The sequence below is a fragment of the Streptomyces alkaliterrae genome (assembly GCF_007097205.2).
In the GTDB taxonomy this organism is placed as follows: domain Bacteria; phylum Actinomycetota; class Actinomycetes; order Streptomycetales; family Streptomycetaceae; genus Streptomyces; species Streptomyces alkaliterrae.
The window spans coordinates 1-1,598 of record NZ_VJYK02000564.1 but is presented as its reverse complement, the minus strand read 5'-3'; the positions used below and the strand labels follow the sequence as shown (position 1 = coordinate 1,598).

Below are 1,598 nucleotides of genomic sequence, written 5' to 3'. Positions count from 1 at the left end.
GTCCTCGGGGGTGCCGGGGTCCGGGGCCTCGTCGAGTGCGGCGCGGAGTTCGGCCAGTACCGGGCGGAGAGCGGAGCTGAGCCCTCCGGTGACCGTGTCCAGCGCGACCTCGCAGGCCAGCCCGGCAAACGGGGGGAGTCTGCCGCCCGGCCGGTCCTCGATCGGCAGCCTGCCGTCGCCGACGCCGAGCACGACGCGCGAGCAGGCGCCGGCCTGCTCGTCGAAGCCGTCCAGCCAGTCACGGGCCGCCGGGCCGGGCTTGCGGGCCCGGCCGGTGGCCCAGGCGCAGGCGGAGAAGGTGAGCGAGTCCTGTACCAGCAGACCGGAGTGCGTGACCTCGAAGGCGAGCAGGGCGCTGCTGCCGTCCAGCCGCCCGTCGTGGTCCTCCTCGCTCTCCCCGAACACCTCCAGCAGCACGTCGCGCACCCCGGCCACCCGGTACACGCCGCAGTAGACCGTGTGTTGCCAGACCATCTCCGAATCCGGGTCCTCCGGACGGCGCCGCAGCGGGTGGCCGCGTTCCCAGGGCAGCGGCTCGCCGGCGTCGACCGCGTACACGTGCCGTTTCGGCGCGACCGCCGGGACCTGCTGCGGGCTGAACATCTCCACGGCCCGCCAGTAGCGGACGATGTCCGTCCGGCGCTGCCGCTCCTGACGCGTCCCCATGGGCCGCCTCCCCCTTCGCTCCCGTCTCCCCGCTGATCACCGTAGCGGCAGGCGGTGTCACTGTCCGCCGATCGGGCGGGACATGCGCCGATGCGCCGTCGTGCGCCACCCGGGCCGATCACCTGGGACCGGTCAGCCGCAACCGGGGTACCGGCCGGCTCGTCTCGGTAGTTGACCGATACAGCTGACACGGGGAGTTCGACGATGATTCGGGGCAGGACCGCGATGGCCGGAGGATTGCTCGCGGCGTTGCTGGCGGCGTCCACGGGGTGCGGTGGTTCGGCAGAGCCGGCGGCACCGGAGGTCGACGCGAAGCAGTGGGCGAAGGTGCGGCCCGTCGTGCACGAGGCGCTGCTGGCCGAGGCACGGGAGGAGGGCGAGGAGGGGCGCTGGATCTGCGAGCAGCGTCCGCTGGAGATCGAGAAGAGGGACGGCGGGGAGCTGCGGGTGAGCCTGCTCTCTTACTGCCAGCAGTACCTGAGGAAGGGTGACGGCCTGGTCGAGCAGACGGGTTGGATGGCGCCGGCGAAGGTCCGGGTGGCGGCGGACGGGGACGGGTACCGGGTGCGCGGAGTGTGGCACGCCGGGCTCGGCTCGGACTACACCGGCTGGCTGGACCAGGAGTTCTCCGCCGGTGCCCGGGCCGAGGTGCACCGGCGCGCCGGCAGCGGCTGGCCGGACCTGGCCGGCCAGGCGCGCAAGGAGTTCGGACTCCCGGCCGACGCGGAGGTGGCCGAGAACTGAGCGGGTCGCCTCGACTCCTCGCGCTCGGCGGGGAGTTCGGGATCGGAGTGGTGGCGGGCGGGTCGTCGGAAGGCGGCCCGCCTCATTTGGTACGGACCTATTGACTCACTGGTCTAGTCCTCTTAATCTCCCCTCAACTCAACGGACAGACCGGGCGGTGGCCGCCGCCCGGTCTGTCCGTTGAGTTG

Annotated in this window: 2 protein-coding genes; one reads left to right on the top strand and one right to left on the bottom strand. The window is 72.7% G+C overall.

The window, feature by feature from the left end:
- Positions 1-666: hypothetical protein (locus FNX44_RS26780; RefSeq protein WP_228450292.1), on the bottom strand; the 666-nt coding region annotated here is incomplete at its 3' end.
- A gap of 204 nt (positions 667-870) precedes the next feature.
- Between FNX44_RS26780 and FNX44_RS26775 the strand changes: the two genes are divergently transcribed.
- On the top strand, positions 871-1,410 hold the full coding sequence (locus tag FNX44_RS26775) for a hypothetical protein (protein ID WP_143651549.1): 540 nt from the start codon (positions 871-873) through the stop codon (positions 1,408-1,410).
- Positions 1,411-1,598 lie beyond the last annotated feature (188 nt).

Coding starts and splice junctions, on each gene's coding strand:
- FNX44_RS26775 (WP_143651549.1), top strand. CDS start 871: ATGATTCGGGGCAGGACCGCGATGGCCGGAGGATTGCTCGCGGCGTTG.